General features: G+C 69.8%; 15 protein-coding genes. 9 read left to right on the forward strand and 6 right to left on the reverse strand.

Annotated elements, in window-relative coordinates:
- Nucleotides 1-80 precede the first annotated feature (80 nt).
- Nucleotides 81-1,166, reverse strand: coding sequence for a hypothetical protein (locus tag ACI2K6_RS09530; RefSeq protein ID WP_323986892.1), 1,086 nt, complete (start codon nucleotides 1,164-1,166; stop codon nucleotides 81-83).
- Between the two features lie 463 nt (nucleotides 1,167-1,629).
- Here ACI2K6_RS09530 and dnaB point away from each other — a divergent pair, with 463 nt between their 5' ends.
- The 5 genes from dnaB (at nucleotide 1,630) to ACI2K6_RS09555 (ending at nucleotide 6,185) form a co-directional block, all read left to right on the forward strand.
- Nucleotides 1,630-3,000 (forward strand): replicative DNA helicase, encoded by a 1,371-nt coding sequence (dnaB, locus tag ACI2K6_RS09535; RefSeq protein ID WP_036304736.1) that lies wholly within the window; start codon nucleotides 1,630-1,632, stop codon nucleotides 2,998-3,000.
- 28 nt (nucleotides 3,001-3,028) lie between these two features.
- Nucleotides 3,029-3,421: a hypothetical protein gene (locus tag ACI2K6_RS09540; RefSeq protein WP_404568472.1), complete on the forward strand. Its 393-nt coding sequence runs from the start codon at nucleotides 3,029-3,031 to the stop codon at nucleotides 3,419-3,421.
- Complete coding sequence (locus tag ACI2K6_RS09545) at nucleotides 3,418-4,320, forward strand: ATP-grasp fold amidoligase family protein (protein WP_323986891.1); 903 nt, start codon at nucleotides 3,418-3,420, stop codon at nucleotides 4,318-4,320. Before ACI2K6_RS09540 ends, ACI2K6_RS09545 begins: the two co-directional genes overlap by 4 nt.
- 93 nt (nucleotides 4,321-4,413) lie before the next feature.
- Nucleotides 4,414-4,680 (forward strand): hypothetical protein, encoded by a 267-nt coding sequence (locus tag ACI2K6_RS09550; protein WP_274179160.1) that lies wholly within the window; start codon nucleotides 4,414-4,416, stop codon nucleotides 4,678-4,680.
- 182 nt (nucleotides 4,681-4,862) lie between these two features.
- On the forward strand, nucleotides 4,863-6,185 hold the full coding sequence (locus tag ACI2K6_RS09555; RefSeq protein WP_274179161.1) for an APC family permease: 1,323 nt from the start codon (nucleotides 4,863-4,865) through the stop codon (nucleotides 6,183-6,185).
- A gap of 31 nt (nucleotides 6,186-6,216) precedes the next feature.
- Here ACI2K6_RS09555 and ACI2K6_RS09560 read toward each other — a convergent pair whose 3' ends face one another.
- From ACI2K6_RS09560 to ACI2K6_RS09575, 4 genes are all read right to left on the reverse strand, one after another.
- Nucleotides 6,217-7,629, reverse strand: a complete 1,413-nt coding sequence (locus ACI2K6_RS09560) for a phytoene desaturase family protein (protein WP_404568473.1) — start codon at nucleotides 7,627-7,629, stop codon at nucleotides 6,217-6,219.
- Nucleotides 7,626-8,516, reverse strand: coding sequence for a UbiA family prenyltransferase (locus ACI2K6_RS09565; RefSeq protein ID WP_404568474.1), 891 nt, complete (start codon nucleotides 8,514-8,516; stop codon nucleotides 7,626-7,628). The genes ACI2K6_RS09560 and ACI2K6_RS09565 overlap by 4 nt, the downstream gene beginning before the upstream one ends.
- 4 nt (nucleotides 8,517-8,520) lie before the next feature.
- Entirely contained in the window at nucleotides 8,521-10,083 is a 1,563-nt protein-coding gene (locus ACI2K6_RS09570) for a cryptochrome/photolyase family protein (RefSeq protein ID WP_404568475.1), read from the reverse strand.
- A 61-nt stretch (nucleotides 10,084-10,144) separates the two neighbouring features.
- Nucleotides 10,145-11,095, reverse strand: coding sequence for a RimK family alpha-L-glutamate ligase (locus tag ACI2K6_RS09575; protein ID WP_404568476.1), 951 nt, complete (start codon nucleotides 11,093-11,095; stop codon nucleotides 10,145-10,147).
- Between the two features lie 64 nt (nucleotides 11,096-11,159).
- Between ACI2K6_RS09575 and ACI2K6_RS09580 the strand changes: the two genes are divergently transcribed.
- From ACI2K6_RS09580 to ACI2K6_RS09595, 4 genes are all read left to right on the forward strand, one after another.
- Nucleotides 11,160-11,879 carry a Type 1 glutamine amidotransferase-like domain-containing protein gene (locus ACI2K6_RS09580; RefSeq protein ID WP_404568477.1) on the forward strand — a complete coding sequence of 240 codons (720 nt, stop codon included), beginning with the start codon at nucleotides 11,160-11,162 and terminating at the stop codon, nucleotides 11,877-11,879.
- Nucleotides 11,880-11,941: 62 nt separating this feature from the next.
- The gene (locus tag ACI2K6_RS09585) at nucleotides 11,942-12,331 is read left to right on the forward strand and encodes a DUF3253 domain-containing protein (protein WP_404568478.1); all 390 of its coding nucleotides are present in this window, start codon (nucleotides 11,942-11,944) and stop codon (nucleotides 12,329-12,331) included.
- 60 nt (nucleotides 12,332-12,391) lie between these two features.
- Nucleotides 12,392-12,784, forward strand: a complete 393-nt coding sequence (locus ACI2K6_RS09590; RefSeq protein ID WP_404568479.1) for an ArsR/SmtB family transcription factor — start codon at nucleotides 12,392-12,394, stop codon at nucleotides 12,782-12,784.
- Entirely contained in the window at nucleotides 12,784-13,728 is a 945-nt protein-coding gene (locus ACI2K6_RS09595; protein WP_404568480.1) for a cation diffusion facilitator family transporter, read from the forward strand. Before ACI2K6_RS09590 ends, ACI2K6_RS09595 begins: the two co-directional genes overlap by 1 nt.
- Nucleotides 13,729-13,745: 17 nt before the next feature.
- On the opposite strand, the gene ACI2K6_RS09600 is transcribed toward ACI2K6_RS09595, so the two are convergent.
- Complete coding sequence (locus ACI2K6_RS09600; protein WP_323986870.1) at nucleotides 13,746-14,492, reverse strand: EI24 domain-containing protein; 747 nt, start codon at nucleotides 14,490-14,492, stop codon at nucleotides 13,746-13,748.
- Nucleotides 14,493-14,597: the final 105 nt, after the last annotated feature.

Here is a 14,597-nt window from a genome sequence, read left to right on the forward strand (position 1 = left end):
GATTGTTCTCTCCTTGAGAATGACGAATGGATGGCGCTGCGCGCCGATGGTCGTGCCGCTCGAGCGCGGCCGGCCGTTCGTCAGTCAGGAGAGACGTCGGTGGGGTAGACGGGCGAGATCGGGCCCGTCGAGTTCGTGAGGCGTCCGCGGCGTCCGGGGAGCAGGAACGCTGCTCCGGCGAATGCGAACAGGGCTGCGGCGATACCGCCTCCGGCAGCGGCGGCGCCGGCCGAGGCCGCGCCCGGAGCGCTGACGGCGAGGCCACCCGACGCCGGTGCGCCCAGAGCGAGCGCATGACCCGCGACGGCGGGTGCCGCGCTGGCCGCCGCGGCGAACAGTTCGGATGAGGGCGCGAGAACCTCGGCCGACGTCGCCAGGACGCCGAAAATGCCGAATGGGCCGTCGGTCGACGTGGACGTAGCCAGGTCGCGTGCCAGACCGAGGGCGACGGCGGAAAGCGCGTCCAGCGGCGAGCTGGTGGCGATTCCGGGCTCCGGCGTCTCGCCGGGAAGCAGGGGGACGAACGGCTGCGAGCCGCCGGGTACAACGGCATCCGTGATCGGGACGATGACGGGAGTCAGCGCGTCCGTGACGGGCGCGAGGGCATCGGTCACCGGAGCGAGCACCGCCACGACGGGTGCCAGGGCGCCGTCGAGGATGCCGAGCACGGGAGTCACGGGGGCGCCGACGGCATCGGTCACCGGAGACAGTGAGCCGACGATCGGTGCGACGACAGGCGCGAGGTTCTCCGTGACGGGCGCCGCGACATCCGAAACGGGCTCGACCACGTCTGCGACCGGCTGCACAGCCGGTGCGACGACGTTCTGCGCGACGGGCTCGACCACCTCGCGGACGACCGGTTCGACGACCGGCGCGACGGCGGGAGGGGCCGACTGCACGACGGGGGCGACAGCCTGCACGACGGGATCTGCGACGCGGGCCACAGGCTGGACGACAGTGTCGAGCACCGGAGCGACGACGTCTTCGACGGCACGGTCGACCGGGTCGGTGACGGCGGAGACGATGCCCTGCAGGGGCCCAGTCTCTTCGTCGGCCGCGTAGCTCGCGGGCGCGAGTGCGAGGGAGAGCGCCGTCCAGGCGAAGGCGAGACCGACGCCGGTGCCGAGGATCGGCACCCAGCGAGGCGCACGGCGGTGCTGGGCCATGACGAGCGATCACCTCCCCCGAGAGCGTCGACATCGTTCGCACGGGAGACCCCGTGCCGTCGGGTACTGCTTGGCGAAGAAAGATACTCCTGTCTCGGGCGACTGTCTAGGGTTCCGCTGAGTTCGTCATGAGCCCGTCCTGAGGATGCTGCGCCGGGGGCGCCGAGTCGACTTGACAAGGCGGGCGTTTTACACAAGTGAGTCCCCAGATGAACAACCTTCAAGTGAGACTTCAACCACGATCTTCATCCACAGGTTGGGAAAACTTAAACCCCTGATCAACGGCAAATTACTCGTAGACTTTCCACGTATCCCCGGGCGTTTTCCACAGGACTTCTTCACAACCGTCGCGGCGTTTCCCGCATCCTCTCCACAGAGTTATCCACAGGCCGGTTTGCGGGTGTCGGACGCCCTCCATACCGTGTACTCCGGCTCGGTCACAGGCCAGGATGCGGGGGTGCGGATGTCGATCGCGGACATCTCTGACGACAGGCTCGGCGGACGGCGCGAACCCGATCGCACCCCGCCGCACGACATGCTCGCCGAGCAGAGCACGCTCGGCGGAATGCTGCTGTCGAAGGATGCCGTCGCCGACGTCATCGAGACGCTCCGGGGTACCGACTTTTACGTGCCGAAGCACGAGCTCATCTACGAGGCGCTGCTCTCGCTGTACTCCCATGGCGAGCCGACCGATGTCGTGGCCGTCACCGACGAGCTCATCAAGAACGGCGAGCTGCAGCGCGCTGGCGGGGCCGACTATCTGCACACGCTGACCTCCATCGTCCCGACCGCGGCGAACGCCGGCTACTACGCGACGATCGTCAACGAGCGCGCCCTGCTGCGCCGCCTCGTCGAGGCCGGAACCCGCATCGTCCAGATGGGCTACAACGGCCAGGGCGACGCGGTCGACCTCGTCAACAACGCACAGGCCGAGATCTACTCGGTCACCGGTGCGGAGAAGGCCGAGGACTACGTCCCCCTCGAGGTCGCCGTCACCGCTGCCATCGACGACATCGAAGCCGCACGTGGTCGCGATGGCCAGATGACCGGCATCCCGACCGGCTTCTCCGGGCTCGACCAGCTGACCAACGGCCTGCATCCCGGTCAGATGATCGTCGTCGCGGCGCGTCCCGCCATGGGTAAGTCGACGCTCGCGCTCGACTTCGCCCGCGCCGCCGCGATCAAGAACAACTCGCCCACGATCTTCTTCTCGCTCGAGATGGGGCGCAGCGAGATCGCGATGCGCCTCATGAGCGCCGAGGGCGCCGTGCCGCTGCAGTCGATGCGCAAGGGAACCCTCGACTCACGCGACTGGACCACCGTCGCCGCGACGCGTGGCCGCATCAACGACGCTCCGCTCTACATCGACGACAGCCCCAATATGACGCTCGTCGAGATCCGCGCGAAGTGCCGCCGCCTCAAGCAGCGCGTGGGCCTCAAGATGGTCGTGATCGACTACCTGCAGCTGATGACCAGCGGTAAGCGCGTCGAGTCGCGTCAGCAGGAGGTCTCGGAGTTCTCGCGTGCGCTCAAGCTGCTCGCGAAGGAGCTGCAGGTTCCCGTCATCGCGCTGTCGCAGCTGAACCGTGGTGCCGAGCAGCGTGCCGACAAGAAGCCGGCGATCAGCGACCTGCGTGAGTCGGGCTCGATCGAGCAGGATGCCGACATCGTCATCCTGCTGCACCGCGAGGCGGCCTACGAGAAGGACAGCCCCCGTGCCGGCGAGGCCGACCTCATCGTCGCGAAGCACCGCAACGGTCCGACCGACACGGTGACGGTGGCGTTCCAGGGTCACTTCTCGCGGTTCACCGACATGGCCGTGGGGATGGACTGAACGGTCAGCCGACGACCGTTATAGTCCAGTGCGCGGAATCACGCGCATCCGCCCTCGGCCCGTTGGGAGCCTGACGCCGTTCCGCAGTAAAGAGACGCTCGAGCGCTGGCTCGGCGAGTTCCACGAGCAGCGGGGAGCGGGTGAGCTCATCCGCGTCCTCGTGCAGGACGGTTCGGAGGGATCGGACACGGGGCTCGTCGTCGTGCCCCTCGCGAACTCCTCCGTGTCGGTGTTCATGGAACCGATCGAGATCGGCGATGCCCGCTGGCGGATCACCATCGAACCGCAGCCCGACTTCACCATTCTCAGCAGCTTCCAGATGCACTCGCTCGCGGCCGAGTTCACCGTCGCCGCCGAGCTCTGCACGTTCCTCGAGGCGAAGTCGATCGGTCACGACGAAGGCGACCTCGACGAGTCGTGACACCTCGCCATCATGGCGTCCGCTGGCGCGAGCGCAGCCGGCTGGTTCGGATGCTGCGCCTGTGGCGCACCCGCAATCCGATGACGTTCCGTGAGAAGGTGCGGTACAAGATGCTGCGCGACCGCCGCAGCCTCATCGTCACCTTCGCGGACAAGGCCGCTGTGCGCGACTACGTCGCCGCGGTCATCGGCGAGCAGTACCTGCCCCGCGCCTACGCGATCATCGAAGATCCGCAGAGCCTGCTGGACCTCGACTGGCCCGATGCCTACGTCGTGAAGCCGACGCACGGGAGCGGCGCTGCGATCGTCGTGTCCGCCGCCGCCTCCGCGGATGCCCGGCTTCCGGAAGCGCGCTGGGGCTGGGTCTATCGGCACGTGCGTCCGGAGTTCGCGAACCCGCACGACCTCGCGGCGATCGCCGCGGGCTGGCTCGCCAAGCTCTACGGTCAGGGCCCGAATCGCGAGTGGGTCTACGGACAGGTGCCGCGCCGAGTCATCGTCGAGGAGTTCCTGGTCGGTGCCGACGGCGGCATCCCGGACGACTACAAGTTCTTCGTCTTCCATGGGCGATGCCACTTCATCCAGGTCGACGGCGGACGCTTCGGCGGTCGCACGCAGGACTTCTTCCGACCCGACTGGAGCCGCATCCCGATGAGTGGCGGCCCGCCCTGGGCTGATCCCGAGCGCTCGCGGCCGGCGCATCTCGACGAGATGATCAGCATCGCCGAGCGGCTCGGCGAGGGCACCGACTTCGTGCGCGTCGATCTGTACGACGTCGACGGTCGCGTGGTCTTCGGCGAGCTCACGAGCTTCCCCGCCGGCGGCGACAGCCCGTTCGATCCGGAGTCGTACAACACCGAGTTCGGCCGCCCCTGGACAGTGCCGCGGCGCTACCGCTGACGTCGTGCCTCACCCGTGCGCCGGATGCTCGCGCGCGAGGGTTCCGCCGTACGGCGGAGGCGCGGCCCACTCAGCCCGCATAGCGTCGTATCCATGAGCACTGCCCTCGCCAACCAGCCCGCCGACCGTGCGACGCGAGAGGCGTCCCGCCTGCAAACGGCGAGGACCTGGCTGCCGGTCGGATCGGCCATCGCGCTGCTGGCTCTCATCGCCTGGGCCATCGTGGCCGGCATGAGCGGGTCGCCCGCCGGGATCATCGCGTCGACGTCGGGTGCCGTGGCCGTCACGGTCGCGTGGAGCACGGGCCTCGTCGGCATCACCGCGCGCCTGCGTCAACTCGACGAAGCGCGGGCTTCGTAGCCGACGAGTGAGAGCAGGCTGCGCAGCCCGGCCTCCGTTTCCGACGCTCGTGTGCGTCTGGGCACGGAGGTGAGGCTACCGCCTCGCCCGCGGTCGGCCGCGCGGTCGGGGTCTGGGCTCATCCGCGGGTCTGCTGTCAACCCGCTACGGGTTTCGGGATTCCGCGATCTAACGTTCGCGGAATGAGCAAGACCGATACCCCCGTGCCCACTCGCCTTCGGCGAGGAATCGGCGGACCGCTGCTGTTCGCTTTCATCCTCGGTGACGTTCTGGGCGCAGGTGTCTATGCGCTGATGGGGGTGCTGGCCGAGCGTGTCGGCGGAATGCTGTGGGCGCCCCTCCTCGCCGCCCTCGTGCTCGCGCTGCTCACCGCCGGGTCGTACGCCGAGCTGGTGACGAAGTACCCGCGGGCCGGCGGCGCGGCCGTCTTCGCCGAGCGCGCGTTCAAGAACAGGCTCGTGTCGTTCCTCGTCGGCTTCTGCATGCTGGCCGCGGGTGTCGTGAGCGCGGCGGGGCTGTCGATCGCCTTCGCCGGTCAGTACCTGCAGACGTTCGTCGAGGTTCCCGTGGTGCCGGTCGCCATCGTGTTCCTCGCCGTGCTCGCGGCACTCAATGCCCGCGGCATCCGGGAGTCGATGGGCGCGAACTTCGTCATGACCGCCATCGAGGTCTCCGGGCTGGTGATCGTCGTGGTCGTGGTCGGGTTCCTCCTCGCCGGCGGTGGCGGGGATGTGTCGCGCGTCACGCAGGTGCCCGAGGGCACCGGCGTCGCGTCGGCCGTGCTCGCCGGAGCGATCATCGCGTATTACTCCTTCGTGGGCTTCGAGACGTCGGCGAACATGATCGAAGAGGTCAAGGAACCCTCGAAGATGTACCCGCGAGCGCTGTTCGCCGCTCTCGGTGCAGCCGGGCTGGTCTACGTGCTGGTCGGCCTCGCGAGCAGCATCGCTCTGCCGCCCGAAGAATTGTCGAGCTCGAGCGGCCCCCTCCTCGCGGTCGTCGAGGCGAGCGGCGTCGCCATCCCCTCGTGGCTGTTCAGCCTCATCGCGCTCATCGCCGTCGCCAACGGTGCGCTGCTGACGATGATCATGGCGAGCCGTCTCACGTACGGCATGGCAGAGCAGGGGCTGCTGCCGCGCGCTCTGTCGCGGGTGCTGCCCGGGCGGCAGACGCCGTGGGTGGCGATCCTCGCCACGACGCTCGTCGCGATGCTGCTGACGCTCGTGGGCGACCTGGCGCTGCTCGCCGAGACGGTCGTCCTGCTGCTGCTCTTCGTCTTCCTGAGCGCGAACATCTCGGTGCTCGTCCTGCGCCGCGACCGCGTCGATCACGATCACTTCCGCGTCTGGACGTTCGTTCCCGTGCTCGGCGTCGCGTCGTGCCTGTTGCTGCTGAGCCAGCAGACCCTCCGGGTATGGATCTTCGGCGCCATCCTCATCGTGGTCGGCGTCGGGCTGTACTTCCTGGCCCGGTGGGCGCGTGGTCGCGGGGAGCTTCCGTCGTGACCGCAGCAGATCTCCTCGGCTGTAAGCCGGCTCAGGCCGGATGCCGCTTGAGCAGCTTCGACGCGACGATCATCGCGCCGCCGAGCACGGCGGGGATGCCGCCGCCCGGGTGGACCGAGGCGCCGACCCGCCAGAGCCAGGGTGCGCGGAGGTCGTGCTGCGCGGGCTGGTGCAGCGGGCCGCTCATCCACAGCGGTCGCGATGCGCCGTAGAGGGCGCCGTGGGGCTCGCCGAACGAGCCGAAGTAGCGGGGGTCGAGCACGGTCGTCTCGGTCATCGCGTCGGTGAGGAGTCCGTCGAGGCCCATGACGCCCGAGATGCGCTCGATCTCGCGCGTCACGAACGGGTGTTCGAGCGAGTAGCCCTGGCCATCGGCGGGGCTGGTCAGCAGCACGGCGAGGGTGCTGCGCTCGTTCGGGTAGATCTCGCCGGCACGGTAGTGGTTGACGAACGCCATCGTGTCGGCGGGCTCGTCGCCCGCGGCGAGACTGCGGTGCAGGGCAGCGGGCTTTGTGGGCAGGATGACGCTGTGCGCGGCGATCCGCTCGGGGAGAGGCTTCTCGAGCACACCGTAGACCGCGACGGCCGAGCACGACAGCGACGGCGAACCGGGAATGAGGCGCCGCTGCCCCAGCAGCCCGTCGAGTCGTGACGCGTCGAGACCGCTGACGACGACATCCGCCTCGTGCACATCGCGCTCGGTCGTGACCCGCCCGCGTTCGATGCGCGTGACGCGCTCGCCGGTGCGGATCTCGACGCCCGCGGCATCCGCCAGCCGCTGCAGGGCGACGACGATCTCGAACACCCCGCCACGGGGCACCCAGACCCCGTCGGCGGCCATGACGGCGGGCATGCTCGCGTACAACGCCGGGGTGCGGGAGGGGGAGACGCCGGCGTTGAGGGTGTGGATCGCGATGATCTCGCGCAGTCCCTCGGGCATCCAGGTGAGGCTGTCGAGGTAGGCGCGGGTGCTGAGGCGTCGACCGTACACGGCGAGCAACCGCTGCAGCGCGGGCAGCGACGCGCGATCGAGCGGGTCGGCGACGAGCAGCGCGGCGACGTCGCCCGCGAGGGGTGCGTGCTCGTCGCTGAATCGCTTCCATGCCGGGTACCAGGGGTGCCCTTCCGGCACGGGCAGCGACACCTCTTCGCCCCGGTAGTAGTAGCGGCCGACCTCATCGAGACGGACGAGGTCGAGCCCACCGGCATCCGTGCCCGTTCGCGGCCCGGCGCCCAACCGGCGCAGCAGCTCATCCCAGACGGACGGGAAGGTGACGAGGGATGGTCCCGTGTCGATGCGCTCGCCGTCGAGCTCGATGCGCCGGCTCTTGCCGCCGACAGTCTCGGCCGCTTCGAGCAGCGTCACGCGGTGGCCGGCGTGGGCGAGCAGGGCGGATGCCGCGAGCCCGCCGAGGCCCGCGCCGACGACGACGATGCGGCTCATGGATAGATTCCCAGGAACATGGCGGCGAGCAGCAGCCCGCTCGCGACCGATCCCGCGATGTACGGGAAGGCGACGGACAGCGGATACAGCCTGCGGCCGGTCGCGGGTGTCGGGCGCAGCAGCATCCAGGCGACGAGGGTCCCGGCGAGGGAGAGGTTGACGAGCGCGACGGGCACGCTGACGAGCGCGAAGAGCGCGGTCGAGATGAGCCAGCAGGCGCCACTCCACAGGGCGGTGCCGCGCGGGCCGAGCAGTACCGCGGTGGTGGTGATGCCCGCCTCGCGGTCTTCCTCGATGTCCTGCACGGCGTCGTAGGCGTGCTTCGCGACGCTCCAGGCGAGCAGCCCGACGACGGCGGGCCAGACCGGCGGTGCCTCGAGGGCGACCGGCAGGATCAGCAGCGGCAGGCCGTATGCGGCGTTGCTCAGCGAATCGAGGAACGGTCGCGCCTTGAACCGCAGCGGTGGGGCGGAGTAGAAGACGAACACGCCCGCGTAGAGCAGGATCAGCCCGACGGCGGCGAGCGGAAGCGCGATGACGAAATAGATCAGGAACGGGATGTTGGTGACCGCCACCGCCCATGCGATGAGCTTCACCTCGCGCGGCTCGATGCGCGCGCCCTCGATCGAACCCTTGCGCGGGTTCAGCGCATCCGTGTCCTGGTCGAAGATGTCGTTCACGCCGTAGATCAGCAAGTTGAACGGCAGCGTCAGCCAGATCAGCAGCGGGATCGCGGCGACGTCGATGAGCTGACCGGTCAGCCACATGCCGAGCGCGCCGGTGCCGATCGTGTTGATCCACAGAACGGGCCGTGAGATGTGGACAAGGCGCGCGAGCGTCGATGTCGGACGGGTGATGGCGTCGCTCCTGGGTTCGGGTGTCGTCACTATCTCACCATCGGCCGGATGGTCGTGAATCGGTGACGTCGCCGCGCCGGATGGCGTCGGCGCGGGCGCGGATCGCGGTGATCTCGTCGTCCTCGAGGCGGCCCAGGTTCTTCACCTGCAGCGCCATGCGGTGGTTCTCGGCGAGGGGCGCCTCGTGCCGGATGAGGTAGTCCCAGTAGAGAGTGGTGAAGGGGCAGGCATCCTCGCCGATCCGCTTCGCGGGGTCGAACGGGCACGTCTTGCAGTACGGGCTCATGCGATCGATGTACTTGCCGGTCGCGGCGTACGGCTTGCTGCCCATGAGCCCGCCGTCGGCGTACTGGCTCATCCCGAGCGTGTTCGGAAGCTCGGCCCACTCGACCGCATCGACGTACACCGCGAGGTACCAGGCGTGCACCTCGCGCGGGTCGACGCCGAGCAGCATCGCGTGGAGCCCGGTGACCATGAGGCGCTGGATATGGTGCGCGTACCCGTTCTCGAGCGTCGTGCCGATGGCATCCCTCAGGCAGGCCATGGGTGTGTCGCCCGTCCAGTACCAGTCAGGCAGCGGTTCGAACGCCTCGAAAGCGTTCCGTTGGATGTAGCCGGGCATCTGCGTCCAGTAGATCCCGCGCACATACTCGCGCCACCCGAGGATCTGCCGGATGAATCCCTCGACCGCCGCAAGAGGCGCACGCTGCGACCGGTACGCCTCCTCGGCGGCCGCGACCACCTCGCGCGGATGCAGCAGCTTCAGGTTCATCGACGATGACAGGTGCGCGTGCCAGAGCCAGGGCTCGCCCGGCCACATCGCGTCCTGAGCGTCACCGAAGCCCGGGAGCCGCTCGTCGATGAACAGGTCGAGCGCTTCGAGCGCCTGCGGGCGAGTGACCGGCCACGCGAACGTGTCGAGCGAACCGGGGTGCTCGGCGAACTCCGTGTCGACGAGCGCGATCACCTCGCGCGTGATCTCATCGGGCGCGAAGGTCGCGCGGGGCGGCACGAGACCGGGACCCTGCTTCGGGAACGCCTTGCGGTTGTCGGCGTCGTAGTTCCATTCGCCGCCGACGGGCTGCCCGCGCCCGGTCATCAGGATGCCGTGCCGCTTGCGCATCTCGCGGTAGAAGTACTCCATCCGCAGGGTCGCCCGGCCCTCGGCGTGCTCGGCGAACTCGGCGATGGTCGAGAAGAAGTGCCGGTCGATGCGGATGTCGAGCGGGATGCCGGCGGCATCCGCCGTCTGCTGCAGCGCTTCGCGCACGCGCCACTCGCCGGGCTCGGTCATCACGAGCGCCTCGGGCTTCAGCTTCTCCAGGTCGGCGGCGAGCTGGCCGGCGAAAGTGCCCGAGTTCCCCCGTGCGTCGAGCTCCGCGTAGTGCAGGGTGTGCCCGGCGTCGCGCTGGTCCTCGGCGAAGTGGCGCATCGCGGCGAGGAACACCGCGGTGCGCGGCTTCGAGCTCCAGACGTGGGTGGACTCTTCGGCGACCTCCGCCATCCAGACGGCATCCTGCGCCGGGTCGAAGTCGTCGAAGGCGCTCGCGTCGGGGTCGAGCTGGTCGCCCAGGACGATCACGAGGTTTCGGAGCACGGTGTCAGCGTAGGAAGGGCCTCGGATGCGGCCTATCGGTTGTGCGTGAGGCGGGGCTGCGCTAGTTGCGTGCTTCGCCGAGCAGTCCGCCGAGGAATCGGGCGATCTCGCCCGGCCCGGATGCGTGAGCCGAGGCCTCGACGTCGGGGTTGTAGTTCGTGTTCGTGTTGAGGTCGTAGGTGACGAGTCGCCCGTCGATCGTCTCGACGAACTCGATCCCGGCGATGCGGATGTCGACGGCGCGAAGGAAGTCGCGGTGCTGCACGACCAGGGGATGGTCGGCGGTGATCTCGTCGCGCAGCGCGAAGGGCGGATAGGCCGGGGTGGCGCCCGTGCCCGCGGCGGGGTCGACGACGCACGCATCGGCGGGGCAGAGCTCGAAGCTGCCGGCGCTCGTGTCGACGCGCACGGCGTAGACGAACTCGCCGCCGACGTACTCGGCGCGGGTGACGAACGGCTCACGGGCGAACAGGAACTCCTGGATGAGTGTGATGCCGTCGGGGGATGCCTCGAACTCGGGCCCGTCGACCCAGGCGTCGAACTCGTCGTGGGAGTCCCAGCGGCGGACGCCGAGACCCTTGCCGCCCTGGTTGTGCTTGCTGATGAACGGCACCGGGAACTCGCGTGCGCGCTCCTTCAGGTCACCGGTGCCGAAGACGGCGACGGTGTGCGGGACGTCGATGCCGCTCGTCCGCAGGGCGGCATGCTGGGCGACCTTGCTGACCTCGAACTCGAGGACGTGGCTGCCGCCGATCACCGTACGGCCCCACGACTCGAGCCAACGGAGCACCGCGCGGCCGTACTCCTTCGACTGCGCGTGATCGCGCGTGTGCGCCGATGCCGACAGCCGCGACCAGAAGACCCCCTGCGGCGGCTCGGCGGACAGCTCGATGGATCCGTCGGTGAGCAGCCACTGCTCGGCGGGGACGTCTTCGGCGGCGAACGCGGCCGCGAAGGGCGCCCACCACTCGGGGTTCTCGTGGATCACGTACACCTTCGGCGACAACGACATCCCGCCAGGCTAAGACGATCACCACGCGTGTGCGAGCCTGGAACGCGCCGGAGGTGATGCTCTCATGAGCGAGAGGCGAACGATCCTGGCCACGTGCGGCGGGTGGAGCCCCGCGCAGTGGGGCGATGTCGAGTTCAGCCCGCTGCAGCGGTACGCCCTCGACCTGACCGGTGTGACGGGACGGCGGCCCCGGGTCGCGTTCGTGAACACCGCCGCGGGGGACCAGCGCGTCGACGAGGGCCGCGAGCTGGCGGCCGCGCAGCAGCTCGGAGTGGACGCCGTCCACATCCGGTTGTTCGGGCGGAACCAGCCGGACCTCCGCGAGGCCGTGCTGGCGAGCGATCTCGTCTGGGTCGCCGGTGGCAGCGTCGCGAACCTGCTCGCCGTGTGGCGGGTGCACGGATTGCCCGAGGTGCTCGCCGAGGCGGCGGATCAGGGAACCGTGCTGGCGGGCACCTCGGCCGGCGCGATCTGCTGGCACGTCGGCGGCCCCACCACGACGTTCGGGCCGGTCGCCGTGATCGACGACGCGCTCGGTTTCGTCGACCGATCGGTCGGGGTGCATTACGACTCGCAGCCCGACCGGCGCCCCGCTCTGCAACGCGCGATCGCCGACGGGACACTGCCGAACGGGTTCGGCCTCGACGAGGGTGCCGCCGTGCTCTATGTCGACGGCGAGCCGGTCGAGATGCTCACCGAGTCGCGGGACGGCGCGGTGTGGGGCGTCGAACGCGACGGCGACGGTGTCGCCGAGACTCGCTGCGAGACGCGCCTGCTCACCTGAACGTGTCCGGGGCGCTTGTCAACGGCCCGACCCGAGGCCCGGAACGCGCGCAGACTGGACGCATGCCCCGAGCCGCCGCCGCCGCGACCCCGCCGCCGAAGACCTGCGCGTCGTGCGGTCGCGAGATGCAGTGGCGCGCGAAGTGGGCGAAGAACTGGGACGAGGTCCGCTACTGCTCGGATGCCTGCCGCCGTCGCGGCATCCGTCCCGTCGACGCGCAGTTGAGCGACACGATCCTCGAGCTGCTGAGCGCTCGCGCCGCAGGGGCGACGATCTGCCCCTCCGAGGCGGCGCGCGCCGTCGGCGGCGAGGAGTGGCGCGACCTGATGGAACCCGCGCGCCGTGCCGCGCGGCGGCTCGTCGCCGACGGTGAGGTCGAGATCACGCAGCGCGGTACCGTCGTGGACCCGTCGACCGCCAAGGGGCCGATCCGCATCCGTCGCGCCCGCTGACGTCGGCACGCCGAACCTCTGTCTCATATCGGTTCCGCGCGATATCATCGCTCTGTGGCGATGAATGAATCTCTCGGTGACGGTGTCCCGGTGGAGCTCGACGCGCGCGCGACCGAGGTCTACGCACACCTCTTCCAGGCGCTCGCCGACCCGACCCGGCTCGCCGTGCTGCAGCATCTGTCGTACGGCGAGCACCGGGTGCGCGATCTCGTCGAGCACGTCGGGCTCGCACAGTCGACCGTGAGCAAGCACGTCGCCTTCCTGCTCGAGTGCGGGCTCGTCTCGGTGCGACCCGACGGGCGATCGTCCTGGTACGCCCTCGCCGAGCCGGAGGCGACCGCGCGACTCATCGATGCGGCCGAGGCGTTGCTGGGCGCGACGGGGACGAGCGCGACGCTGTGCGGGCATCTCCGGCGGCCCCGCGCCGTCGCCGGCGGGGCCGAGGTCGGCTGATGGGCGCCGGACACGGCCACAGTCCCGTGAACGCGGCGCAGGCGGGGCAGCCCGCGGACTTCCGGGCGAAGCTCTGGATCGCCTTCGGGATCACGGCGGCGATCGTCGTGACCCAGGCGGTGGGTTCGATCGTCACAGGCAGCCTCGCGCTGCTCACCGACACCGCCCATGCCCTCACCGATGCCTCGGGTCTGCTCGTCGCGCTCGTGGCCGCGAACCTCATGATGCGGCCGGCCAACGCCCGCCGGACGTGGGGCTTCCGCCGTATCGAGGTGATCGCCGCTTTCGCCCAGGCAGCGCTGCTGCTCGTGGTGGGCGTGTACGCCGCGATCGAGGGCATCCGTCGCCTGTTCGAGCCGCCCGAGGTTCCCGCCCTGGAGCTGCTGGTGTTCGGCGTCGTCGGCCTCGTCGCGAACATCGTCGCGATCGCGGTGCTGTCCTCGAGTCGCGGGGCGAACTTCAACATGCGCGCGGCGTTCCTCGAGGTGCTCAACGACGCGCTCGGGTCCGTCGGCGTCATCGTCGCGGCGATCGTCATCGCGACGACCGGATTCGCGCAGGCGGATGCCGTCGCCGGGCTGTTCATCGCCGCCCTCATCGTGCCCCGCGCCGTGAAGCTCATGCGCGAGACGGCGTCGGTGCTGATGGAGTTCACGCCGCAGGGGCTCGATCTCGACGACGTCCGCGCACACATCCTGCGCCTGGACCACGTGACCGACGTGCATGATCTGCATGCGTCCACGGTCGCGTCGGGGCTTCCGACCATCACGGCGCACGTCGTCGTCGAGGACCGGTGCTTCACCGACGGCCATGCGGCCGAGGTGCTGCAGGAGGTGCGCTCGTGCGTCGCGGAGCATTTCGAGGTATCGGTGCTGCACTCGACGTTCCAGATCGAGAACGAGCGCATCCGCGACGAGGAGCCCGATTCGGTCCGGCACGACTGACGTCGGGCGTGGGGACCTCAGTCGTGCGCGTCCAGCACCGTCCGCGCCAGCCGGGTCGAGCCGGCGACGGCGGCCGGCATCGCGACGACGGCCCCGAGCGGAACGAGGAAGCACAGCTGCGTAGCCACGCCGAAGCCCAGGAACCGGGCGCGGTGCGTACGGCGGAGACGGCGCCGGTCGGCGGCCAGGATGCCGCGTGCGGACAGGGCGCGCGAGGTCAGCTCATCCGCGAGCAGCCAGCCGGTGAGCGACACCGCCGTGACCGACCCCAGCACGCCGCCGACGACGGGGATGAGGCCCACGAGGGCCGCGATGACCGCCGCGAGCAGACCGCGGGCGATGAGTCCGACCGCGTCGCCGACCGAGCGCCAGAATCCGCTCTCGCTGTCGGGAACGGGACCGCCGAGGTCGGCTTCGGCGGCTCGCCAGATGCGGTCGTAGAACGGCTCACCCACCATGAGGGCGAGCGCCGTGAACGACACCGCGACGAGCACGATCGCGCCGCCGAGCACCGCGGTGCCCGCGGCGACGCGCACGAGCGTCGCCCACAGCTCGGGCCATGCGTCGGCGAACGGGGTGAGGGCGTCGACGATCTGAGACAGAAAGGCGCCGAGCGCGATGAGGCCGCCGAGCAGCACGAGCCCGACGATCGCGGCGGGGATCAGGCCGAGCGCCATGACCCCCGGCCGGCGCGACCAGAAGCCGAAGCCGCGCGCGAGGTCGGCGGCGCCGCGGAGGAACGAGCGAGCGGGGGCATCGGACATGTCTCACATCCTGCCTGTATCGGGCGCCGCCCCGTGGCAGGTGCACAATCACAGATCACGCGCCGACGCCAGGGGTTGTCGGAATTCGGGGTGAGGCGCTGAAGT

The sequence above is a fragment of the Microbacterium sp. NPDC006705 genome (assembly GCF_044903545.1).
GTDB lineage: Bacteria > Actinomycetota > Actinomycetes > Actinomycetales > Microbacteriaceae > Microbacterium > Microbacterium plantarum.